The 21224-nt window shown below is 73.5% G+C and carries 19 protein-coding genes and 1 pseudogene; 14 read left to right on the top strand and 6 right to left on the bottom strand.

What is annotated here, in order from left to right; translation table 11 throughout:
- Positions 1–78: 78 nt before the first annotated feature.
- Complete coding sequence (locus AB0G74_RS26510; RefSeq protein WP_361150853.1) at positions 79–1242, bottom strand: ATP-binding cassette domain-containing protein; 1164 nt, start codon at positions 1240–1242, stop codon at positions 79–81.
- A 165-nt stretch (positions 1243–1407) separates the two neighbouring features.
- Between AB0G74_RS26510 and AB0G74_RS26505 the strand changes: the two genes are divergently transcribed.
- On the top strand, positions 1408–2571 hold the full coding sequence (locus tag AB0G74_RS26505) for a glycoside hydrolase family 5 protein (protein WP_361150850.1): 1164 nt from the start codon (positions 1408–1410) through the stop codon (positions 2569–2571).
- A 126-nt stretch (positions 2572–2697) separates the two neighbouring features.
- On the opposite strand, the gene AB0G74_RS26500 is transcribed toward AB0G74_RS26505, so the two are convergent.
- Positions 2698–4230, bottom strand: a complete 1533-nt coding sequence (locus tag AB0G74_RS26500) for an MFS transporter (protein ID WP_361150848.1) — start codon at positions 4228–4230, stop codon at positions 2698–2700.
- A 263-nt stretch (positions 4231–4493) separates the two neighbouring features.
- Between AB0G74_RS26500 and AB0G74_RS26495 the strand changes: the two genes are divergently transcribed.
- Together AB0G74_RS26495 and AB0G74_RS26490 are read left to right on the top strand one after the other, a co-directional pair.
- Entirely contained in the window at positions 4494–5792 is a 1299-nt protein-coding gene (locus AB0G74_RS26495) for an alpha/beta fold hydrolase (RefSeq protein WP_361150846.1), read from the top strand.
- A 115-nt stretch (positions 5793–5907) separates the two neighbouring features.
- The gene (locus AB0G74_RS26490) at positions 5908–6660 is read left to right on the top strand and encodes a PIG-L deacetylase family protein (protein WP_361150844.1); all 753 of its coding nucleotides are present in this window, start codon (positions 5908–5910) and stop codon (positions 6658–6660) included.
- A gap of 81 nt (positions 6661–6741) precedes the next feature.
- Here AB0G74_RS26490 and AB0G74_RS26485 read toward each other — a convergent pair whose 3' ends face one another.
- Positions 6742–7467, bottom strand: a complete 726-nt coding sequence (locus AB0G74_RS26485) for a polysaccharide deacetylase family protein (RefSeq protein ID WP_361150841.1) — start codon at positions 7465–7467, stop codon at positions 6742–6744.
- Positions 7468–7924: 457 nt separating this feature from the next.
- Between AB0G74_RS26485 and AB0G74_RS26480 the strand changes: the two genes are divergently transcribed.
- The gene (locus AB0G74_RS26480) at positions 7925–9391 is read left to right on the top strand and encodes an MFS transporter (RefSeq protein ID WP_361150838.1); all 1467 of its coding nucleotides are present in this window, start codon (positions 7925–7927) and stop codon (positions 9389–9391) included.
- A 54-nt stretch (positions 9392–9445) separates the two neighbouring features.
- Here the strand turns inward: AB0G74_RS26480 and AB0G74_RS26475 are convergent, their stop codons facing one another.
- The 3 genes from AB0G74_RS26475 to AB0G74_RS26465 form a co-directional block, all read right to left on the bottom strand.
- Complete coding sequence (locus AB0G74_RS26475) at positions 9446–10057, bottom strand: hypothetical protein (RefSeq protein WP_361150835.1); 612 nt, start codon at positions 10055–10057, stop codon at positions 9446–9448.
- Positions 10058–10143: 86 nt separating this feature from the next.
- The gene (locus AB0G74_RS26470) at positions 10144–10485 is read right to left on the bottom strand and encodes a VOC family protein (RefSeq protein ID WP_361150833.1); all 342 of its coding nucleotides are present in this window, start codon (positions 10483–10485) and stop codon (positions 10144–10146) included.
- 147 nt (positions 10486–10632) lie between these two features.
- A complete protein-coding gene (locus AB0G74_RS26465) occupies positions 10633–11547 on the bottom strand; it encodes a ribokinase (protein ID WP_361150830.1) in 915 nt (304 codons plus the stop codon).
- 219 nt (positions 11548–11766) lie between these two features.
- On the opposite strand from AB0G74_RS26465, the gene AB0G74_RS26460 reads away from it, so the two are divergent.
- The 10 genes and pseudogenes from AB0G74_RS26460 to AB0G74_RS26415 all read left to right on the top strand — a co-directional run bounded on the left by AB0G74_RS26460 (position 11767) and on the right by AB0G74_RS26415 (position 21164).
- Positions 11767–12426, top strand: a complete 660-nt coding sequence (locus AB0G74_RS26460) for an XRE family transcriptional regulator (protein WP_361150827.1) — start codon at positions 11767–11769, stop codon at positions 12424–12426.
- 298 nt (positions 12427–12724) lie between these two features.
- Positions 12725–13939: an acyl-CoA dehydrogenase family protein gene (locus tag AB0G74_RS26455; RefSeq protein ID WP_361150825.1), complete on the top strand. Its 1215-nt coding sequence runs from the start codon at positions 12725–12727 to the stop codon at positions 13937–13939.
- On the top strand, positions 13936–15078 hold the full coding sequence (locus AB0G74_RS26450) for an acyl-CoA dehydrogenase family protein (protein WP_361150823.1): 1143 nt from the start codon (positions 13936–13938) through the stop codon (positions 15076–15078). Before AB0G74_RS26455 ends, AB0G74_RS26450 begins: the two co-directional genes overlap by 4 nt.
- Before the next feature lie 96 nt (positions 15079–15174).
- Complete coding sequence (locus AB0G74_RS26445; RefSeq protein ID WP_361150820.1) at positions 15175–16809, top strand: ABC transporter substrate-binding protein; 1635 nt, start codon at positions 15175–15177, stop codon at positions 16807–16809.
- 74 nt (positions 16810–16883) lie between these two features.
- Positions 16884–17849, top strand: coding sequence for an ABC transporter permease (locus tag AB0G74_RS26440; RefSeq protein WP_361150937.1), 966 nt, complete (start codon positions 16884–16886; stop codon positions 17847–17849).
- Positions 17842–18708 carry an ABC transporter permease gene (locus AB0G74_RS26435; RefSeq protein WP_361150817.1) on the top strand — a complete coding sequence of 289 codons (867 nt, stop codon included), beginning with the start codon at positions 17842–17844 and terminating at the stop codon, positions 18706–18708. The genes AB0G74_RS26440 and AB0G74_RS26435 overlap by 8 nt, the downstream gene beginning before the upstream one ends.
- 92 nt (positions 18709–18800) lie before the next feature.
- Positions 18801–19715, top strand: a complete 915-nt coding sequence (locus tag AB0G74_RS26430; protein ID WP_361150935.1) for an ABC transporter ATP-binding protein — start codon at positions 18801–18803, stop codon at positions 19713–19715.
- Complete coding sequence (locus tag AB0G74_RS26425; protein ID WP_361150815.1) at positions 19708–20400, top strand: ATP-binding cassette domain-containing protein; 693 nt, start codon at positions 19708–19710, stop codon at positions 20398–20400. Before AB0G74_RS26430 ends, AB0G74_RS26425 begins: the two co-directional genes overlap by 8 nt.
- Before the next feature lie 196 nt (positions 20401–20596).
- Positions 20597–20842, top strand: a pseudogene (locus tag AB0G74_RS26420) (hypothetical protein); the annotation flags it as partial.
- A 127-nt stretch (positions 20843–20969) separates the two neighbouring features.
- Positions 20970–21164, top strand: a complete 195-nt coding sequence (locus tag AB0G74_RS26415) for a hypothetical protein (protein WP_358827039.1) — start codon at positions 20970–20972, stop codon at positions 21162–21164.
- Positions 21165–21224 lie beyond the last annotated feature (60 nt).

Here is a 21224-nt window from a genome sequence, read left to right as displayed (position 1 = left end):
GTGCCGCGAATCCGGGCCCGGCGGCCCGGCCCGTCCGTCCCGTGGACCGCGTCCGGTGCGCCCGCGCGGGCACGGCCCTCACGCGTCGGAGACCGAATCGAACTCCACGTCCTCGCGGGCCACGCCCTGCGCGTCCGCGTCCACCGAGCGGCGCAGCGCCTCATGGAGCTTGGCCGGGGTCAGTACCCCGGCGAACCGGTCGCCGTCGAGGACGGCGATCCAGCCCGCGTCGTGCTGGAGCATCTCACCGAACGCCTTCTTCAGCGGCGCGCCCAGCGGAACCCAGGCTTCCATCCGGCGGGCCAGCTCGCCGACCGTGCCCTCCCGGCCCGCGATGGCCAGGGCGTCGGCGGCGACCCAGCCGTGGAGTTCGCCACCGGTACCGAGGACGACGGCCCAGCGGGCGCCCTCGGCCCGCAGCCGGGCGGCGGCGCCACCGGCGGTCTCGTCGACCCGGGCGACCGGCGGCTGTTCCAGGTCGGCGGCCTCGATCCGGGTGACCGAGAGCCGTTTGAGACCCCGGTCCGCGCCGACGAACCGGGCCACGTAGTCGGTCGCCGGGGTGCCGAGGACGGCGGCCGGGGTGTCGTACTGCTCGATCCGCCCCTGGCCGTATACGGCGATCCGGTCGCCCATCCGGACCGCCTCCTCGATGTCATGGGTGACCAGGAGAACCGTTTTGCGGACCGACGACTGAAGGGCCAGGAACTCGTTCTGGAGCCGCTCGCGGACGACCGGGTCGACCGCGCCGAAGGGTTCGTCCATCAGCAGGACCGGCGGATCGGCGGCCAGCGCCCTCGCCACCCCCACCCGCTGCCGCTGCCCGCCGGAGAGCTGGGCCGGATAGCGGGAGCCGTGCGTCTTCGGATCGAGGCCGACCAGTTCGAGCAGTTCGGCAGCCCGGGCGCGGGCCCTGGCCTTCCGCCAGCCGAGCAGGGCGGGAACGGTGGCCGTGTTGTCGAGGACCGTACGGTGCGGGAACAGCCCGGCGCCCTGGATGACATAGCCGATCCGGCGGCGCAGCTGCACCGGGTCGACGGCCGAGACGTCCTCGCCGCCGACGCTGATCCGGCCCGACGTCGGCTCGATCAGCCGGTTCACCATCATCATCGTGGTCGTCTTGCCGCACCCCGAAGGGCCGACCAGGGTCACCAGCTCGCCCTCGGCGACCTCGAACGACAGACCCTCGACGGCGGTCGTCCCGTCCGGGTAGACCTTGCCGACCTGCTCGAACCGGATCATGCCCCCACGCTAGGAGCGGGCCGCGCGCCGCGCACACGGTCGGCCACCGGACGGGGAGCCTTTGTCATGAGCCTTGCGGAATGAGGGGGTGGCTGCTTCCATCCGGTTAGGAAACTTTCCTAACCATCCCGGGACCCCCCACGAACACCGTCCAGGGGAGACACCATGACACCCTCACACCCCACCCACCCCCTGCGCCTCTTACACCTCTTACGGCGCCGGTTCGCCGGGCTCGGGGCGGCCGTCGCCGCGCTGCTCCTCGCCGTCACGGCCGCCGCCCCCGTCACCTCGGCCGCCGTACCGGCCCCGTCCCGTACCGCCGCACCCGCGCCGGAGGAGACCGCCGTCACCGAAACCGCCGCTCCGGCCGGCAGCCCCGTCGACGCCAACGGCCGGCTGAGGGTCTGCGGCACCAGGCTCTGCAATGAGCACGGCAGGCCCGTCCAGCTCCGCGGCATGTCCACCCACGGCCTCCAGTGGTACGCCGGGTGCGTCACCCCCGGCTCCCTCGACGCCCTGGCCCGCGACTGGAAGGCCGACGTCCTGCGGATCTCCATGTACATCCAGGAAGGCGGCTACGAGACCGACCCGCGCCGCTTCACCGACCTCGTCAGCTCCGCGATCGACGAGGCCACCGAACGCGGGATGTACGCCGTCGTCGACTGGCACATGCTCATCCCCGGCGACCCGCACCACAACCTCGCCCGCGCCAAGACCTTCTTCACCGAGATCGCCCGGCGCCACGCCGGGAACGAGAACCTGCTCTACGAGATCGCCAACGAGCCCAGCGGCGTCTCCTGGCCCCGGATCAAGAGCTACGCCGAGCAGCTGATCCCCGTCATCCGCCGACAGGACCCGCACACCCCGGTCCTCATCGGCACCCGCGCCTGGTCGTCCCTCGGCGTCTCCGAGAGCGCCGACGAGTCCGAGATCACCGCGAACCCGGTGGACGCGGAGAACATCATGTACACCTTCCACTTCTACGCGGCGTCCCACGGCGACCCGTACTACGCCGCGCTCTCCCGGGCCGCCGGCCGGATCCCCCTCTTCGTCACCGAGTTCGGCACCCAGAACTACGCCGGGGAGGGCGCCGACGACTTCGCGGCGGCCCGCCGCTACCTCGATCTGCTGGACCGGAAGAAGATCGGCTGGATCAACTGGAACTACTCCGACGACCACCGCTCCGGAGCCGTCTTCAAGCCCGGTACCTGTGCCTCCGGCGGCCCCTGGACCGGGACGTCCCGGCTGAAGGAGGCCGGGAAGTGGATCCGCGACCGGATCAGGACCCCGGACGACTTCCGCGCCGCCGGACCCGGCCACCGGCCGTAGACCACGGATGCCGTGAACCTGGTCGCCCGCGAGGGCGACCAGGTTCACGGCATCGGGGGTACGTCGATCACGCGGCGGTTCCGCGAACCGGCGACGGGAGCCCGGCGGCGGCCCCGGCGGGCGGGATCAGTGGGCGTTGTCGGCGGGCCGGATACCGCGGGGGACGTAGGCCCAGACGGTCGCCGCGGCGACCAGCGCCAGGGCGGCCCCGGCGGCGAACGCGGGCGTCATGGCGTCGGTGAAGGCCCGGGTCACCTGGTCGAGGAGGGACGCCCCCGCCGTGCCCCCGAGTTCCTGCGCGGCGTAGGCGCCCTCACCGACCGAACCGCGGGCGGCGCCGGTGACGTACCCGGGCAGATTGCTCGTGTACAGCGCGCCGGCGAGGGAGCCGAGGGACGCCACACCGAGGGCGGCGCCCAGCTCGTAGCAGGTCTCCTCGATCGCGGCGGCCCCGCTGACGTGCTCGGCGGGGGTGGCCGCCATCAAGGTGACCGAGGCCACCGTCATGGCAAGTCCGGCGCCGAAGCCGATCAGGGCGAGCGCGATCGCCATCGTCGGGTACCCGAGGTGCCCGTCGGAGCCCTGGGCGAACCAGGGCAGGGCGAGACCCGCGGCCATCAGGACCAGACCCGAACCCATCAGATGCCGGACGGGCAGAGCCCGCATCAGCGGCGGGGCGAGCAGGGACGTCACGATCAGGGCGAGCGGCGCCGGAAGCACCCGCAGGCCCGCCTGGAGCGGCGAGTAGCCCAGGGCGTACTGGAACCACTGGGTCAGCAGGAACAGGACGGCGCCGAGCGCGACCATGCCGAGCAGCAGGGCCGTGGCCGAGACACTGAAGGCGCGGCTGGTGAAGAGACGTATCTGCAACAGCGGATGGGCGAGCCGCAGCTGACGGCGGACGAAGAGCGTCAGTACGACGGCCGCGAGGGCCAGCATCAGCCAGGGCAGGGCGTCGTCCGCCCCGTGCTTGCCGAGCTGCTTGATACCGGCGGCCAGCGCGACCATACCCACGACCGACTGCGCGACGCCCGTCCAGTCCCAGCGCCCGGCGCGCGGCTCGTACGACTCCGGCAGCAGCCAGGAGCCGAAGGCGATGACGGCCAGCGCGATCGGGATGTTGAGCAGGAACGCCGACTGCCAGCCGTGGTCCTCCACCAGGAGTCCGCCCACCACCGGACCGAGCGCCATACCGCCACCCATCACGGCCGCCCACACGGCATAGGCGAAGGCCCGCTCCCGGGCGTCGGTGAAGACATGGCGAAGGATCGACAGGGTCGCGGGCATGATCGCCGCGCCGCCGACGCCGAGCAGCGCGCGGGCGGCGATCACCTGCCACGCCTCGGTGGCGAACACGGCGCCGAGCGAGGCCAGGGCGAACAGGGCGAAGCCGCCCAGCAGCAGCCGCTTGCGGCCCCACCGGTCACCCAGCGCGCCGGCGGTCACCAGCAGTCCGGAGAGAGCGAGTGCGTAGGCATCGATGATCCACAACTGCTCCACCGAGCCCGGCCGCAGATCGGCGACGAGGGAGGGGAAGGCGACGTTGAGGATGGTGGTGTCCATGGCGATCAGCAGCAGGCTGCCGGAGAGGATCGCGAGGACGATCCAGCGGCGGCTGTGGACACCGTCCGCGACCGGGGTCGCGGCGAGGCGGGACATGACGAGCTCCAAGCAACAGAAACGAGACGTTCACATTCAGAATGAGACATCACTGTATCATTCGAGGGGTGTGATTCGGCCATCGCGCCCACCCTGGTCCCACGACCCGCGGATGATCGGGCGCCGACCACGGCAGCGCGCTCCCGAGCCCGGAAGGATCTCCGCGGACGCCGGTCGCTCCCACCCCGCTCGCCCAGGGTCCGCCGTGTGGTCCTATGGGCGGGCATGTTCATGTACGGAGCAATCACCCGGCAGGAGAATCAGTGACCAGCTACCACCAGCCCGGCGTCGTCGTCACCGACCACCGCTTCACCGTCCCCCTCGACCGCGACGACCCCGACGGCGGACAGCTGGAACTCTTCGGCCGGGAGATCGTCGCCGTCGGCCGGGCCGGCGACGATCTGCCGTGGCTGGTCTATCTGGAGGGCGGACCCGGCTTCGGTGCCCGGCGGCTGGTCGGCCGGCAGGCATGGCTGGACCGGGCCCTGCGGGAGTACCGGGTCCTCCTGCTCGACCAGCGGGGCACCGGTGCCTCCAGCCCGCTGAACCGGCAGTCGCTGGCCGCCTTCGCCGACCCCGCCGCCCAGGCCGATCACCTCGCGAAGTTCCGCGCCGACAACATCGTCCGGGACTGCGAGGCCGTCCGGCCCCGGCTCACCGGCGGTGCGCCCTGGACCGTACTCGGCCAGAGCTTCGGCGGATTCTGCGCCACCCACTATCTGGGCACCGCGCCCGAAGGACTCCGGGAAGTCCTGATCACCGGCGGACTGCCGAGCCTGGGGCGGCACGTGGACGACGTCTACCGGGCCGCCTACCCCCGGATCGCGCGGAAGGCGGAGGCCCACTACGACCGCTATCCGCAGGACGTGGCGCGGGTCCGCCGGATCGCCGCCCATCTCGCCGAGCACCGCACCGTGCTGCCGGGCGGCTACCACCTCACCCCCGAGGCGTTCCAGTCCCTCGGGCTGATGCTCGGTACCGCCGACGGCAGCCACCGGCTGCACTATCTGCTGGCCGACGCCTTCATCCGGGCCGGGGACCGCCAAGAACTCTCCGACGCCTTCCTGGAGTCGGCCCTCGCCGCCCTCTCCTTCGCCGGGCATCCCCTCTACGCCCTGCTCCACGAGGCGTGCTACGGCGGCGCGGGCGACCGGCCCACCGGCTGGGCCGCCGAGCGGGTCCGGGCGGAATTCCCCCGCTTCGACGCCCTCGCCGCCCTCGAAGGCGACGACCCCGTCCTCTTCACCGGCGAGACCATCCACCCCTGGCACTTCGAGACCGACCCCGCTTTGCGGCCCCTGCGGGACGCCGCCGAGCTGCTCGCCCACCGGGCCGACTGGCCCGCCCTCTACGACCCGGCCCGGCTCGCCGCCAACGAGGTGCCCGTCGCCGCGGTCGTCTACCACGACGACATGTACGTGGACACCGCCCACTCCCTGGAGACCGCGCGGACCGTCCGGGGGCTCCGTACCTGGGTGACCGACGAGTACGAGCACGACGGGCTGCGCACGGGCCCCCGGGTACTCGACCGGCTCATCGGCCTGGTCCGCGGCGAGATCTGACTCCGCCGCAGGTCCGTCGCGGGCCCGCCGCGGGTTCGTCATGGGTCCACCGCCCGTCCGCCGGGTACCGGCCGTGGACCCGTCGTGATCCGGGTCCGCGACGTATCCTGCGATCATGACCGACGCCACGGACCGGACGGACCAGCTCGCCCCGATGCCCGACGACTGGCGGCGCGCCCTGGCCGTCGTCGCCCACCCCGACGACCTGGAGTACGGCTGCTCCGCCGCGATCGCCGGATGGACCGACGAGGGCAAGGAGATCGCCTATCTGCTCGCCAGCCGGGGCGAGGCGGGCATCGACACCATCGCGCCCGCGGAATGCGGCCCCCTGCGGGAGCGCGAGCAGCGGGCGAGCGCGGCGGTGGTCGGGGTGACCACGGTGGAGTTCCTCGACCACCGCGACGGCGTGATCGAGTACGGTACGGCGCTCCGCCGCGACATCGCCGCCGCCATCCGCCGCCACCGCCCCGAACTGGTCATCACCCTCAACCACCGTGACACCTGGGGTGGTACGACCTGGAACACCCCCGACCACCGGGCCGTCGGCCGGGCCGCTCTGGACGCCGCGGCCGACGCGGGCAACCGCTGGATCTTCCCCGAACTCGTCGAGGAACAGGGCCTCGAACCGTGGGACGGGGTCCGCTGGGTCGCCGTCGCCGGATCGACGAGCCCCACCCACGCGGCCGACGCCACCGCCGGACTCGAACGCTCCGTGGCGTCCCTGCTGGAGCACCGTACCTATATCGAGGTCCTCACCGACCAGGACCCCGAGGCGTACTGCCGGGGCTTTCTGACGGAGAACGCCGAGGCCACCGGCCGCCGGTTCGGCGGACGCCCCGCGGTCGCCTTCGAACTCTTCCCGCGCTGACCGGCCGCCCGGGGCCCGCGTCCGCGCCCCGGCGGCGGGAGGCCGCCCCCCTCCGTACGAGGGGGCGGCCTGGCGCGGCCGCTACCAGCGCGCGGCCTTCGCGTGGAACGTCAGCCCCGGCCATGCCTGGACCGGCTCCTTCGAGTAGACGATCCGGCCCGCGCACATCTTCCGCTCGGCCAGCCCCGCCACGATCTTCGGGATGGCGTCGAGCGTCGTCCGCAGCCCGTCGTGGAGCAGGATGATGCCACCGGGACGGACCGTGAGCGCGTTCGCCGCGATCGTGTCGGCGGAGATCCCGCTCCAGTCGACCGTATCGACCGTCCAGATCACCTCCGTCATCCCCAGCCGGGCCGCGTCCTGCCTGGTCCGGGCGTCCGTGCTCCCGAACGGGGGTCTGAACAGTCTCGGCGCCCGGTCGGTCTGCCGCCGTACGACCCGGCTGGTGTCCCGCAGTTCGGCGAAGGCCGCGGCGGGGTCGAGGGCGACGAGATTCGGATGGGTGTAGGTGTGATTGCCGATCCGGTGCCCGTCCTCGGCGATCAGCCGGGTCAGCTCCGGCCGTTCGGCGGCCCGCGATCCCAGGACGAAGAAGGTCGCGCGGACGTCACCGGCGTCCCGCAGCGCCTCCAGATAGGCGGGGGTGTCGGCCGTCGGCCCGTCGTCGAAGGTGATGGCGGCGTACCCGCCGGAGCAGCGGCCCCCACCCCCCGAGTCGCCGTGCGCCGCGCTCGGCGCCGTCACCAGCGACATCACGGTCGCCAGGGCGGCGCCGAGCCATATCCGGGTCATGCCTCGCCTCTTCATGCCGATTCCTCTCGGTACGGTCGATCGACGGATCGCCGTGGCCGGGGAGGACCGGAGCGGCCGTCACTCCGGCCGGCGCGTCGTGCGCCGTCCGGAGTGATGTCCCGACCCTGTGTACCGTTCCCGCCTGCCCGTCCACGCGAGGCCGGTTTGTCTCGCACATCAGTGCGTGGGTCGGCCGGGGACCATTGAACGCGAAGCCGGGGGCGCTACGGACGGGTAATCACCGTTTTCCCGGCGGAAGTTCAGGGCCCGGCGGTAAACCCCGGCAAGATCGGGAGGGAGGCCCTAAGATTCCTCCCATGGGTATCGCAGTCACCGACTAGTCCGGGCGTATCGCGCCACGGCCACAGCCGAGCCGTACCGGTGTCACCGGTGGGGCCGGTTCGCCGTACCGGTACAGAAGCGTCCCGACGACCTCTGGTCGTGACCTTCCTCCGCCTGGAGTACCCACCTCATGCACGTTCTTCCCGGAAACGGGGGAGCGCCCCGTGCCGTCGACCGACGGATGGCGACGCTCGCCCTGCTCTCCCTCCTCCAGTTCCTCATCGCCCTCGACGTCACCGTGGTGAATGTGGCGCTGCCGACCATCGGCGCCCGGTTCGACGCCCCCGCCGACTCCCTCACCTGGGTCGTCACCGGCTACACCCTCGTCGGCGGCGGACTGCTGCTGCTCGGCGGCCGGATCACCGATCTGCTGGGCCGCCGCCGGATGTTCCTCCTCGGCGCCGGTCTGTTCGCCGTCGCCTCCCTCCTCGCCGGGGCGGCACCCGATCTGCCGACCCTGATCGGGGCCCGGTTCGCCCAGGGCGCCGGTGAGGCGCTGGCGTCGCCCGCCGCGATGTCGCTGATCGCCCTGGCCTTCCCCGAGCCCGCCGAACGGGCCAGGGCCCTCGGTATCTGGGGCGCCATCTCGGTCGGCGGTCTCGTCGCCGGTGTACTGCTCTCCGGAGTGATCACCGAACTCCTCCACTGGCGCTGGATCTTCGGCATCAACGTCCCGGTCACGGTCGTCGTACTGCTGCTCGCGCCGAGGCTGATCCCGGCCGACGCGCCCCGGGGCCGGAGCGCGCCGCTCGATCTGCCGGGCGCCGCGCTGCTGACGGCCGGGCCGCTCTGTCTCGTCTTCGGCATCGTGGAATCGGCGCCCCCGGCGATCGCGGCGGGTATCGCGCTCCTCGCCGCCTTCGTCGTAGTGGAGGCCCGGACCCGGCATCCGCTGGTTCCGCTCGGCTTTCTCACCCATCGGGTCCGCGCCGTCGCCAACGGCGTCACGGTGCTGCTCAGCGCGGCGCTGTCGACCGCGTTCTTTCTGCTGACGCTCTATCTGCAGCAGGTGATCGGATTCGGTCCGCTGGCGGCTGGGCTGGCCTTTCTGCCGTTCTGCGGCGCCCTGTTCCTCGCGATCTCACAGGTGTCACGGCTGATCGGCGCGGTCGGCCCGAACCGGACGGCACTGCTGGGCCTGGGGCTCACGGCGGCCGGTCTCGGCTGGCTGGCCCGGCTGCCGGACCAGGGTTCGTACGCCGTCGACGTACTGCCGGGCATGGCCGGTGTCGCCGCCGGGATGGGGATCGGACTGATCGCCCTCCAGCACGCGGCCCTGCACGGGGTCACCGAGGACGACGCCGGGACCGCGTCCGGCGTCCAGCGCTCGGTCGACCAGCTCGGCGGCTCCCTCGGGCTCGCCGTCCTGGTGGGGGTCGCCACGGACATCGGCGGTGTCGGGGGATTCCGCCGGGCGTTTCTGTACGCCCTGACGGGTGTGGTCGCCGCGGCGGTGGTCCTGCTCGTCGCGGGCCCGCGCGACCGGAAGCCCGCCGCCGGTGCCGACCCGGCGTCCGTGAACCCCGGGGGTGCCGTCCCGGGGCCTGCGGCCGACCGGCCGGACGACGCGGCAGTGGCCCGGGAGGGGGAGGCGTAGCGCCGGAGCGGCGGCGGGCCGGATCGCGTACGTTCGCGTCCTCCGGCCCGCCGGTCAGCGCGCGGTCCAGTTCGCCACGGGCCAGTCGGACTTGTCGAAGCCCTCCGGGAGGACTCCGCACGGCGCGTGCAGCGTCACCGCGAGGATCCGGGTCGGCCGGTACCAGTTGACGTCGATCTTGTCCTTGCCGTTCGGGGCGGTATAGCGGAAGCCCTGCTCGGAGGCGATGTTCTCACTGACCAGCCGCCAGCCCTGCCGCTCCAGCCGGGCCCGGACCCGGTCCTGGCCCGCGCGGGCCGTCGCCGGATCCATGTCGTCGAACTTCCAGTGCAGCCAGAACCCGGCGACATCGGGCCGGGTCCCGGTGTGGAACATGCCCCGCAGCCCCCGGTAGGGGCAGGTGCTGGTGGCGACGGTGGCGCTGACCGCCGGGCGGCCCGGCAGCGCCAGATCGTCGTAGACCACCTGCGCCTGCGCCTTGAGGCCCTCGGCGACCCGGTCCGGGTCCGTACTGGGATAGGCCGTCCCGTTCCACCAGATCCCGCCGACGGCGAGCAGACCCGTGACGGCCAGGACGCCCGCGGTCCACAGGGCCGGGCCGCGGCGACGGCGGCGGTTCCCGGGGCCGGGCGGTCCGGCGGCGTAGGGCGGTGGCTGATTCTGCATGCCCGGAGCGTAGAACGCGCCCGTGCGGCGCGATATGGGTCCGGATACTCAGACCCCGGGATGAGTACGGCCCGTACGGGAGCCGGTCAGACCGGGGCGCCGCCGAAGGAGACCTCATTGCCGTCGGGGTCGCGGTAGACCGCCTTGCGTACCCCGTTGGCGTACGTCTCCCGCTGATCGGGCTCCAGGCCCCGGGCGGCGATCGCCGCCACCCGCTCGTCGAAGTCCCCGACGAAGACGGTGTGCAGGGCGCCACCGGCCCGGCCCGGCCGGAGCTCGATGAAGAGATACCGGTGCTCGGCCAGTTCCCAGACGGCTTCCGTGTCGTTCGGGAGGAACGCGGGCGGCGTACCGAGCAACCGCTCGTACCACTCCAGGGCCCGGGGATAGACACTGACGGGAATTCCCGCGAAGAGATCGACTGCCATCGCCGCATCCTAGGCGTGTCGTCTCAAGGGCGCCCTCCCGGCGGGCGGTGCTGTTCTCCGGACACGCCCCGCGGCGAGGGTCCGACTACCGGGTATCGGGCGCGTACCCGGACCGTCGGCCGCCGGGGCGCGAATCCGCCCGGGGTGTCAGCCGGCGGCCGCCGGGGGCAGCTCCAGGGGTGTCGGGTACGACGACTGCGCGCCCGGCGCGGTGACGGCTGCCGCGCCCGCCCGGGAGGCGTAGACCGCCGCGGTCTCCAGGGATTCGCCCAGGCCCAGCCGCCACGCCAGGGCCGCCGTGAAGGCGTCGCCCGCGCCCGTCGTGTCGACGGCCGTGACCCGGGGGCTCCGGATCCGTACGCAGATGGTGGGCCCCGCCACCACCGCGCCCAGGGCGCCGAGGGTGACGACCACCGAACGGGGGCCCAGCGACAGCAGCCCCAGTGCCCGGTCGCGGGGATCGCCGCCCGGGGCGCCGCCGAGCAGCGCACGGGCCTCGTGCTCGTTGACGACCAGCGGATCGCAGGCCGCGAGGACCTCCGAGGGGAGCGCCCCGGCGGCGGGCGGCGACGGATTGAGGACGAACCGGCCGCCCGGGCCGAGGACACGGACCGTCTCCACCACCGTCTCCAGCGGGATCTCCAGCTGGGCCGAGACGACCCGCGCCGCGCGGACCGCCCCGGCCGCCGCCCGGACGTCGGCGGGGGAGAGCAGGGCGTTCGCGCCCGGCGAGACCACGATGCCGTTGTCGCCCGACGGGTCGACGGTGATCAGGGCGACCCCCGTCGCCGCGCCGCCGACGAGAACGGCCGAGGTGTCGACGCCGGCGGCCCGCTGCGTGGCCAGCAGCAGCCGTCCGTGGTCGTCGTCGCCGACCCGGGCCAGCAGCGCCGTCCGCGCTCCCAGCCGGGCCGCGGCGACCGCCTGGTTGGCGCCCTTGCCGCCCGGGTGGACGGTGATCGGGGAGCCGAGGACCGTCTCACCCGGGCCCGGCCGCCGCTCGACACCGATCACCAGATCGGCGTTGGCCGACCCGACCACCAGCAGATCGCATCCGTCCATCCGTCCGCCCATTCCGCTTCTCGTCTCCGTCCGGCCGCCGCCCGTGCGTACCGGTGGCGCCGCGAGCCCGACGCACACGTCAAGCCTGCCCGCCCGTACGGCGCCGGATACGGGCGGGTCCGCCGCAACCGGCCGCCCCCGTACGGCGGCAGGCGCCCCGGCCCCGGCCCGCGAAGGGTGCGGTTTGACAAAATGGCTTGCCGGTTCTGCAATGGATTCATGAGTGGGGAGCAGCGGAGGAAGGCCCGGAGCGCGCCGGTGGACGAGGGCGCCGGGGACCCGGCGGAAGCCGGGCGGATCGGTGCCGTGCTGGACGGGGTCGGGCCCCGGCTGCGCCGGATCCGGCGGGAGCGGGGCGCCACGCTGGAGGCCCTGTCCGAGGTCACCGGGATCTCCGTCTCCACCCTCTCCCGGCTGGAGTCGGGGCAGCGCCGCCCCAGTCTCGAACTGCTGCTGCCGCTGGCCCGCGCCCACCGGATGCCGCTGGACGATCTGGTCGGCGCCCCCGCCGTGGAGGATCCCCGGGTCCGTACCAAGCCGATCGTGCGGGAGGGGCGGACGATGCTGCCGCTCACCCGCAGACCGGGCGGACTCCAGGCGTACAAGGTGGTGCTGGAACCGGCGTCCGCCGAGCCCGACCCACGCGCCCACGAGGGGTACGAGTGGCTGTACGTGCTCTCCGGGCGGCTGCGGCTGGTCCTCGGCGAGCACGATCTGGTGCTCGGCCCGGGTGAGGCGGCCGAGTTCGACACCCGTGTTCCGCACTGGTTCGGCGCGTCCGGCGACGCGCCGGTGGAGGTGCTGAGCCTCTTCGGCCCCCAGGGCGAGCGCATGCACGTCCGGGCCCGCCCCCGCGCGGCGCGCCGGGATACCGAATAGCACCGATCGACCGCCCGACACCGCCGACCGGCCCGCCGCCGTGCGGCAGCGCGTACCCGGCACCGCACCGGCGCCCGCGTACTCCCGGCGGCGGGACATGGCCCGGCGCGCGCCGGTCGCGGCCTTCCCCCTGGGCAAGCGACCGCTTAGCATGCGGCTCATTCGTTTGATTCGCCTGATGCGCCGAGGCGCCACCACCGCCGACGGCAGGGGAGGCCCGGATGCGGAGCCGACGAGCGGACCGGCCGGACGAGCAGGGCGGGGCGACCGGTCCCCGGGCGGCGGGAGGCACCCCGTGATGACCCCGGACACCTCCGGCGGGGCGACCGCGCCACCCGGCGCCGACGCGCTGCGCGCCAGGGCCCGCGACCTGCTCGCCGCCGTACCGCCTGCCACCACGCCGGCCGCGGACTTCCTGCGCGCCCGGTTCGACGCCGGACTCGCCTGGGTGCACTACCCCGAAGGGCTCGGCGGCCTGGGCGCCGCCCGCGCCCTCCAGTCCGTCGTGGACGCCGAACTCGATACCGCCGGGGCACCCTCCAACGACCCCCTCCGCATTCTGATCGGCCTCGGCATGGCCGCCCCCACGCTGCTCGCCCACGGCACCGAGAGCCAGCGGCGCCGGTTTCTGCGCCCGCTGTGGACCGGTGAGGAGGTGTGGTGCCAGCTGTTCAGCGAGCCGGGCGCGGGATCCGATCTTGCCGGACTCGCCACCCGCGCCGTCCCGGACGGCGACGGCTGGACCGTCGACGGCCGCAAGGTCTGGACCTCCGGCGCCCATCTCGCCCGCTGGGGGATCCTGCTGGCCCGGACCGATCCGGCCGTCCCCAAACACCGGGGCCTCACCTACTTCGTCTGCGATCTGACCGCCCCCGGGGTCGAGGTCCGCCCCCTGCGCCAGCTCACCGGCGAGGCCGAGTTCAACGAAGTCCTCCTCGACGGCGTACGGATCCCGGACGCCCATCGCGTCGGCGCCGTCGGGGACGGCCGGCCGGTCGCCCGTACGACCCTGATGAACGAGCGGGTCTCCATCGGCGGCGCCCGGCTGCCCCGCGAGGGCGGCATGATCGCGAAGGCCGCCGCCGTCTGGCGCGACCGCCCCGAACTGCGCACCCATGAACTGCACCAGCGGCTTCTCGGGCTCTGGGTGGCGGCCGAGATCGCCCGGCTCACCGCCGAACGGGTCCGCCAGAGCCTCGCCGCCGGACACCCCGGCCCCGAGGGGAGCGCCGTCAAACTCGCCTTCGCCCGGCTCAACCAGCGCATCAGTGGATTCGAGGTCGAACTGCTGGGCGGCGAGGGGCTGCTCTACGACGACTGGACGCTCCGCCGCCCCGACCGGGTCGACTTCACCGGCCGCGACTGCGGCTACCGCTATCTGCGCGCCCGCGGCAACTCCATCGAGGGCGGCACCGACGAGGTCCTGCTCAACATCGTCGCCGAACGCGTCCTCGGCCTGCCCGCCGAACCCCGCGACGACAAGGACGTCCCCTGGAAGGACCTCTCCCGGTGAACCCCGAGACCGCCGAGACCGCCCGGCCTCCGGCCCCCGGCACCGCCCCCGGCCCCGGCCCCGGCCCGGACCTTCTCTACTCCGACACCGAGACCGCCCTGCGGGCTTCCGTCCGCGCCCTGCTCGACGACCGGGCCGACCCCGCCGGGCTGCCCGCCCGCGCCGAGACCGGCGATCCGTACGACGCCGGGGTGTGGCGGGCGCTCGCCACCGATATCGGGGTCGCCGGGCTGCTCGTCCCCGAAGCCCTCGGCGGACAGGGCGCGAGCCATCGCGAGGCCGCCGTCGTCCTGGAGGAACTGGGCCGGGCCGTCACCCCCGCCCCCGTACTCACCTCCTCCGTCATCGCCACCGAGACCCTGCTCGCCCTCGACACCCGCCGGGCCGAGGTCGCCGGACTGCTGGCCGCCGTCGCCACCGGGCGGACCGTCGCCGCCGTCGCCGTACCACTGGTCGCCGACCCCTACACCCCGCCGCCCCCGCCCGCCGACGGCCGGATCACCGGTGTCGCCGACGCGCTCGCCGCCGACGTCCTGCTCGTGCCCCGGCCCGACGGGCTGTACGCGGTCGGTGCCGCCGACGCCCTGATCGAGCCGCTGACTGCCCTCGACCTCACCCGGCCGCTTGCCACCGTGAGCCGCGCCACCGGCGGGACCCGGCTCGCCGGGCCCGCCGAGACCGGCCGGGCCGTCCGGCGCGGACTGCTGGCCGGGGCCGGGCTGCTCGCCTCCGAACAACTCGGGGTCGCCGAATGGTGTCTGGAGCGGACCGTCCGCCACACCCGGGAGCGCCGCCAGTTCAACCGGCCCGTCGGCTCCTTCCAGGCGCTCAAGCACCGGATGGCCCGGCTCTGGCTGGATCTCGTCTCGGCCCGCGCCGCCGCCAGGAACGCCGCCGACGCCCTCGCCGGCGGCGCCCCCGACACCGCCGTCGCGATCGCCGTGGCCGGGGCGTACGTCTCCGACGTCGCCGTCCGGGCCGCCGAGGCGTGTGTCCAACTCCACGGCGGGATCGCCATGACCTGGGAATATCCCGCGCACCTCTACCTCAAGCGCGCGAAGTCCGGGCAGATCGCCCTGGGTTCCCCCGGGCGCCATCGGGCGGAACTTGCCGCACTCGTCTCGCTCCCCATGCCCTGACCTGCGTAAAAAGCCGAACGGAAGGCAAGGGTCCGCTGCCCACGCGAAGAGCCGTACGGTTTAATTGCATGGCATTCGCAAGAACCAAGGATCTTCATGAGGGGTGTGGGTAGCGTGTCCGCTGCATCGGGCCGCCGGGGCCGCTTCGGCCGTCGCATACGGAAGACGGCGGCGGTCACCCTGACCGCCGCGCTCACCGCGGGCGCCGCGGCCTGCTCCAACCCGGACAGCGGCGGTTCCGGCGGCGGTGAATCGGCCGTCGTCGGCATCTCCACCGAACCCGAGAGCCTCAGCCCCCTCCTCGGCTTCGGCAAGGACGGCAACTCCAAGATCTTCGACGGGCTGCTCGCCATGGGCCCCGACATGCGGCTGAAGCCCGCCCTGGCCACCGCCCTCCCGAAGGTCGGCGCCGACGGCCTGACGTACACCTACACCCTGCGCAAGGGCGTCACCTTCAGCGACGGCAAGCCCTTCACCGCCGAGGACGTCGTCTACACCTACCGGACGATCCTCGACCCGAAGACCAACAACGCCTCCAAGTCCGAACTGGACGCGATCAAGGACGTCAGGGCCGAAGGCGACGACACCGTCGTCTTCACCCTGAAGTACCCCTACGCGCCGTTCGCGCACCGCACCGTCCACCCGATCGTGCCCCGGCACGCCCTCCAGGGCCAGGACGTCAACACCGGGCCCTTCACCACCCGGCCCGTCGGCACCGGACCGTACGTCCTCAGTGCCTGGTCCAAGGGCGAGAAGCTCAGCTTCAAGGCCAACCCCTCCTACTGGGGCGGCGCGCCCGAGGTGAAGAAGTTCACCATGGCCGTCATCAAGGACGACGACGTCCGCGCCACCCGGCTGCGCGCCGGTGACCTCGACGGCGCCATCCTGCCGCCCAACCTGGCCGCGGGCTTCAAGAACGACAAGTCGAAGAAGACCCACACCGCCACCACCTACGACTACCGGACGGTGACCCTGCCCACCGGCAACCGGGTCACCGGCGACCTCGCCGTCCGCCGCTCCCTCGACGTCGCCGTCGACCGGCAGACCATGGTCGACAAGATCCTCGAAGGCGCGGGCAAGCCCGCCTACGGGCCCGTACCGACCGACAGCGAGTGGTTCGCGAAGGGCACCGAGCGCGCCCACGACCTCGACCGGGCCCGGCAGATCCTCGACGACGGCGGCTGGCGCGCGGGCGGCGACGGGATCCGGACGAAGGACGGCGTCCGCGCCGAATTCACCCTCTGGTACCCCGCCGGTGACAAGCTCCGCCAGGACCACGCCCTCGCCTACGCCTCCGACGCCAAGAAGGCCGGAATCTCCGTCAAGACCCAGTCCGGGCCGTGGGAGGTCATCGAGCCGCGGATGAAGCAGGACGCGGTCCTCGCGGGCGGCGGCGCCCCCGGCGACCCCGACTTCGACCAGTACCTCCTGCTCACCTCCACCGTCGCCGGTGACGGCTTCAACAACATGGGCTGGTACGACAACCCGGCCGTCGACCAGGCCCTCGTCAAGGGCCGCCAGAGCGGCGACAAGGCCGAGCGGAAGGCCGCCTACGAGACCGTCCAGCGCGAGCTGGTGAAGAACCCCGGCTACACCTTCCTCACCCACATCGACCACCTCTACGTCGTCAACGACTCCTGGGACGGCCCGAACACCCAGGTCGAGGGCCATGAGCACGGACTGGCCTCCGGCCCCTGGTGGAACGTCGAGGACTGGACCCCGAAGAAGTGACCGGAGCCCTGACCGGGGCCCCCGGGCCGAAGGCGGCGCCCCACCCGGGGCGCCGCCGGACGCCGTGGGGTCCGATGCTCCGGATGGCGGGCCGCCGGGCCCTCTTCGCGGTCCCCGTCCTTCTCCTCGTCACCTTCGGCGTCTTCGCGGCCGCCGCGGCCTCCCCGTTCGACCCGGTCAAGGCGTACACCGGCACCGCGGGCCTCACTGCCACCCAGGAGAACCTCGACCGGATCAGGGCCAACCTCGGCGTGGACGAACCCCTGGTCAGCCGCTGGTGGAACTGGCTCACCGGAGCCCTCGGCGGCGACCTCGGCGAATCCGCCGTACTGCGCCAGCCGGTCGCCGACGCCATCGGGGAACGCGTCGGCTGGTCCGTACTGCTCGCCGTCACCGCCTTCGCCCTCGCCGTCGTCCTCGGCACCGTCCTCGGCGTACTCGCCGCCCGGGTCCGCGGCGGCTGGCTCGACCGCACGGTCAGCTCCGTCGCCTACACCCTCGAAGCGGCCCCCGCGTTCTGGCTCGGACTCCTCGCCATCTGGGTCTTCGCCCTCCAGCTCGGCGTCCTGCCCGCCGGCGGACTCACCGACACCGGCAGCGACACCGTCACCTTCGACCAGGTCGCCACCCACCTCGTCCTGCCCGCCACCGTCCTCGGCCTCTCCCAGATGCCGTGGTTCTTCCTCTACGTCCGCGAGGGCGTCGGCGACGCCCTCGACGAGGACCCGGTGCGCGGCGCCCGCGCCCGCGGCATCGGCGAACGGACCGTACTCCTCCAGCACGCCCTGCGCTCCGGCATGCTGCCGATGCTCACCCTGATCGGCTCCCGGGTACCCGAACTGATCACCGGCGCCCTGCTGGTCGAGACCGTCTTCAGCTGGCCCGGGATCGCCGCCGCCACCGTCGAGGCCGCCACCGCCGTCGACTTCCCGCTCCTGGCCGCGCTCACCGTGCTGGCCACCGCCGCGGTCCTGCTCGGCAACCTCCTCTCCGATCTGCTGTACGGACTCGCCGACCCGAGAGTGGGCTTCGATGGCTGACCTGGTCTGGCGGTCCGGGGGACACGCCCGCCGCACCACCCGCACCGTCCGGGTCACCGTATCGGCGGTGATCGTCGCCGCCGTCGTACTGGCCGTACTGATCGTGCCGCCCGTCGTCCAGCTCGACGAACAGGCCGTCGACCTCTCCCAGAAGCTTCAGCCGCCGTCCCTCGCCCACCCCTTCGGCACCGACGACGTCGGCCGCGATCTGCTCCTGCGCTGTATCTACGGCCTGCGGATCTCCCTCCTCGTCGGGGTGGTCGCGGCCCTGGTCGCCACCGTCGTCGGCACCCTGGTCGGCGCCGCCGCCGCGGCCTTCGGCGGCTGGGTCGACCGGCTGGTGATGCGGCTCGTCGACACCTTCTCGTCCGTACCGCATCTGCTGCTCGGCATCTTCGTCGTCGCCATGTTCCGGCCCGGCGTCTGGCCGGTGATCGTCTCCGTCGCGATCACCCACTGGCTCTCCACCGCCCGGATCGTCCGCTCCGAAGTGCTGTCGCTCCGCTCCCGCCCCTTCGTCGACGCCGCCATCTCCGGCGGCGCCTCCCGATGGCGGGTCACCAGCCGCCATCTGATCCCCGCGGTCCTGCCCCAGGCCGGGCTCGCGGCCGTCCTGATGGTGCCGCACGCCATGTGGCACGAATCGGCGCTCTCCTTCCTCGGCCTGGGACTCCCCAGCCACCAGGCGAGCCTGGGCAATCTGATCCAGACGGCCCGCGGCTCCCTGCTGGCCGGTGACTGGTGGCCGACCCTCTTCCCGGGCCTCTTCCTGATCGTCCCCACCCTCGCGGTGGCCGGACTCGCGGGCGCCTGGCGCGAGCGGATCAACCCCCGCCGCCGATCGGAGCTGACGCTGTGACCGAGCAGTCCGTGACCACCGGGATACCCCGGGCCCGCCCCGGGACCGGGCAGCCGGTCCTGGCCGTACGCGACCTCTCCGTACGGTTCCGGATGCGCGGCGGCCGCCATGTCGCCGCCGTCACCGGCGCGGACTTCGACCTGGCGGCGGGGGAGTGCCTGGCCCTCGTCGGCGAGAGCGGCTGCGGCAAGTCCGTCCTCGCCTCCGCCCTGCTCGGACTGCTGCCCGGCAACGCCGAGACCGCCGGAACCGCGACCGTCGCCGGAACCGAACTCCTCGGCGCCGACGAACGCACCCTGGCCCGAACCGTACGCGGCCGGCTCGTCGGCCTCGTACCCCAGTCACCGGCCGCCCATCTGACCCCCGTCAGAACCGTCGGCGCCCAGCTGGAGGAGACCCTGCGGGAACTCACCGGCGCCACCCGCAAGGCCGCCCGCGCCGAGGCCGTCACCGCCGCCGCGCGCGCCGCCTTCCCCGCCGACCACCTCGACCGCTACCCGCACGAACTCTCCGGCGGCCTCGCCCAGCGCGCCGCCACCGCCCTCGCCCTGATCGGCGACGCCCCGCTGCTGCTCGCCGACGAACCCACCACCGGACTCGACCGCGACCTGGTCAACCGGACCGCCGACGAACTGCGCCGCCACACCGACGAAGGCCGCGCCCTGCTGATGATCACCCACGATCTCGCGGCCGCCGAACGGATCGCGGACCGGATCGCCGTGATGTACGCGGGCCGGATCGTCGAACTCACCGAGGCCCGGACCTTCTTCGGCGAACCCGGCCCCCGGCACCCGTATGCCCGGGGCCTGCTGAACGCCCTGCCCGAACGGGCCTTCACCGCCGTCCCCGGACTCCCGCCCGAACTGGGCGACCTCCCCGCGGGCTGCGCCTTCGCCCCACGCTGCGACCGGGCCGACGACGCCTGCGCCACCCGGCCCGCCTTCACCGACGGGCTCGCCTGCCACCATCCGGCCGTCCCGGCCGCCGAGGAGGCCCGCCGTGCTTGAGATCCGTTCGGTCACCGCCGGATACGAACGGGGCGCGCCGGTCGTCCGGGACGCGTCCCTCACCCTGGCCCCCGGCGAGTCCGTCGGACTGCTCGGCCCCAGCGGCTGCGGCAAGTCCACCCTCGCCCGCGTCGCGGCCCTGCTGCACCGCCCCTGGTCCGGCGGGGTCGTGGTGGACGGCACCCCCGTCCCCGGCTGGCGGCACGGCGCGCCGCGCGCCCTGCGGACCGCGATCGGCGTCGTCTTCCAGCAACCCCGGCTCTCCGCCGACCCCCGGCTCACCCTGCGCGAGCTGATCGCCGAACCGCTGCGGGCCACCGGCCGCCGGGCCGAGGCCGCGCAGCGCACCGAGGAACTCTCCGCCGCCGTCGGCCTCACCGGCGATCTGCTGGGCCGCCGTCCGCACGAGGTCAGCGACGGCCAGCTCCAGCGAGCCTGCGTGGCCCGCGCGCTGGCGCTCCGGCCCCGCTGGCTGGTCTGCGACGAGATGACGGCGATGCTGGACGCGTCGACCACGGCCGCACTGGTCGCCGTCGTCGAGGAGTACCGCCGGGAGACCGGCGCCGGACTCCTCGCCGTAGGGCACGACAAGGTACTGCTGGACCGGTGGTGCGACCGGACCGTCCACTGGGACGAGGTGGCACCGGGCGCGACCGCCGGGAAGCGTGCCCCGGCTGACGGCTGACGGCTGACGGCTGACGGCTGACGGCTGACGGCTGACGGTAGTACGGGGGCGGGGTGCGGCGGCTCCGGAGCCGTAGGCCGGTCGCCCGCCCCGCCCGGCACCGCGTACGGTCCGCCCCTCGCGGGGCAACCGGCCGGGCGGCGAACTCCCGGTCGCCGCACCACACCGGGCACCGGCACCGGATCGCCGGACATCCTTCCCGGCGGCCGAACACGCCCGGCTCCGTGCCCTGGTGGACACCGCCCACCGGGAAGGCCGCCGGATCCGCTTCTGGGCCACCCCCGACGCACCCGGCCCGGCCCGCGACGCCCTGTGGACTGTTCTGGCCGACACAGGCGTCGACCATCTCAACACCGACGACCTGCCCGGCCTCGAACGGTTTCCGCGCACCCGGGAGAATGGCCGGGACAACGGGCCGGGCGAGGTGCCGACCGGCGGCTGAACCGGCCCCGGACACCAACCACCCGTCCGGCGGACACGCCGGAGAGCCGAACGGATCCCCCGCTACGCCAGACTGACCGGCGAAAGCCGCAATTTGCGCAAAAGTTGGCAAGGTGGAGGAGTCGGCGATGGTGGTCTCGATGTCGGTACTGCTGCTTCTGATCGTTCTGGCGGTGGTGTTCCTGCGGAGCGGCGGACTGAAGTTCTCCCACGCACTCGTCTGCGCCCTGCTCGGCTTCTTCGTCGCGGGCACCAGCATGGCCCCGACCATCCACGAGGGCGTCGCGGCCACCGCCGAGGTCGTCGGCAGTCTCCACCCCTGACAGCGCGCGGGCCGGGGCCCCGGAGCGGCGGGGGGGCCGCCCCGCGGCCCCCCCCCCCCC

Source organism: Streptomyces sp. NPDC020875, from assembly GCF_040641415.1.
Lineage (GTDB): Bacteria > Actinomycetota > Actinomycetes > Streptomycetales > Streptomycetaceae > Streptomyces.
Note: the sequence above shows the minus strand (reverse complement) of the source record. Positions and strands in the feature narration are given on the sequence as shown.

Bases quoted from the DNA above. Each gene is read 5' to 3' on its own strand.
- AB0G74_RS26510 (WP_361150853.1), bottom strand. From the start codon at position 1,242: ATGATCCGGTTCGAGCAGGTCGGCAAGGTCTACCCGGACGGGACGACC.
- AB0G74_RS26505 (WP_361150850.1), top strand. From the start codon at position 1,408: ATGACACCCTCACACCCCACCCACCCCCTGCGCCTCTTACACCTCTTA.
- AB0G74_RS26500 (WP_361150848.1), bottom strand. From the start codon at position 4,230: ATGTCCCGCCTCGCCGCGACCCCGGTCGCGGACGGTGTCCACAGCCGC.
- AB0G74_RS26490 (WP_361150844.1), top strand. From the start codon at position 5,908: ATGACCGACGCCACGGACCGGACGGACCAGCTCGCCCCGATGCCCGAC.
- AB0G74_RS26485 (WP_361150841.1), bottom strand. From the start codon at position 7,467: ATGAAGAGGCGAGGCATGACCCGGATATGGCTCGGCGCCGCCCTGGCG.
- AB0G74_RS26480 (WP_361150838.1), top strand. From the start codon at position 7,925: ATGCACGTTCTTCCCGGAAACGGGGGAGCGCCCCGTGCCGTCGACCGA.
- AB0G74_RS26475 (WP_361150835.1), bottom strand. From the start codon at position 10,057: ATGCAGAATCAGCCACCGCCCTACGCCGCCGGACCGCCCGGCCCCGGG.
- AB0G74_RS26470 (WP_361150833.1), bottom strand. From the start codon at position 10,485: ATGGCAGTCGATCTCTTCGCGGGAATTCCCGTCAGTGTCTATCCCCGG.
- AB0G74_RS26465 (WP_361150830.1), bottom strand. From the start codon at position 11,547: ATGGACGGATGCGATCTGCTGGTGGTCGGGTCGGCCAACGCCGATCTG.
- AB0G74_RS26460 (WP_361150827.1), top strand. From the start codon at position 11,767: ATGAGTGGGGAGCAGCGGAGGAAGGCCCGGAGCGCGCCGGTGGACGAG.
- AB0G74_RS26455 (WP_361150825.1), top strand. From the start codon at position 12,725: ATGACCCCGGACACCTCCGGCGGGGCGACCGCGCCACCCGGCGCCGAC.
- AB0G74_RS26445 (WP_361150820.1), top strand. From the start codon at position 15,175: ATGAGGGGTGTGGGTAGCGTGTCCGCTGCATCGGGCCGCCGGGGCCGC.
- AB0G74_RS26440 (WP_361150937.1), top strand. From the start codon at position 16,884: ATGCTCCGGATGGCGGGCCGCCGGGCCCTCTTCGCGGTCCCCGTCCTT.
- AB0G74_RS26435 (WP_361150817.1), top strand. From the start codon at position 17,842: ATGGCTGACCTGGTCTGGCGGTCCGGGGGACACGCCCGCCGCACCACC.
- AB0G74_RS26430 (WP_361150935.1), top strand. From the start codon at position 18,801: ATGCGCGGCGGCCGCCATGTCGCCGCCGTCACCGGCGCGGACTTCGAC.
- AB0G74_RS26415 (WP_358827039.1), top strand. From the start codon at position 20,970: ATGGTGGTCTCGATGTCGGTACTGCTGCTTCTGATCGTTCTGGCGGTG.